We start from the raw sequence: 524 nt of genomic DNA, 5'->3' as shown, positions 1-524 counted from the left end.
ATAATTTGATGGGGGAAAGGCATACAGAAAAGGGATTTCTTTTTCTAACTAACGGTACAGGTCCTGTAAATGGGGCGGTAACTTATGATCCTCGACGTGCTTGTAGCTAACGGTCGTTACGTCCCCGCTCAAACCGACAAGAAATTTAATCTCGTCGACACCTACGGAAACGTGAGCACCGACAAATGGCGTTACTACGACGGTTACGGAGTAAGTTGTTTTGTTCGTTGAAGCTGCTTCACAAGTTACTTGCGTACCAATAAACGGTGCGTAAGTCGGCGGATGCACCAGTATCTTTCCATAATACTTATTTACTTCAGCCGTTATTTGCGGACTTAGCAGTCTTGCGATAACTGCATTACATACAGCTTCGTCTTCGTTTGTTATTGCCGATACAGTGGTAGGTTGACTGAATAACAATATACAGGCGGCAAAGATGAACTTTAACATTAGCCCTCCACGGAAAGTTTTGAGGTTATTCTTCCCACTTGTCATTCGAATATTACTAAAAAGTGGTTGGGGGG

1 protein-coding gene is annotated in these 524 nt (G+C 43.5%); it reads right to left on the bottom strand.

The annotated features are described in order from the left end of the window. Positions 1-48: 48 nt before the first annotated feature. Positions 49-450, bottom strand: a complete 402-nt coding sequence (locus tag GC098_RS17760) for a DUF3888 domain-containing protein (RefSeq protein WP_171644461.1) — start codon at positions 448-450, stop codon at positions 49-51. Positions 451-524: the final 74 nt, after the last annotated feature.

Origin of the sequence: Paenibacillus phytorum, from assembly GCF_013141715.1 — a bacterium.
Classification (GTDB): Bacteria; Bacillota; Bacilli; order Paenibacillales; family NBRC-103111; genus Paenibacillus_E; species Paenibacillus_E phytorum.
This window is presented reverse-complemented; position numbering and strand designations above follow the sequence as displayed.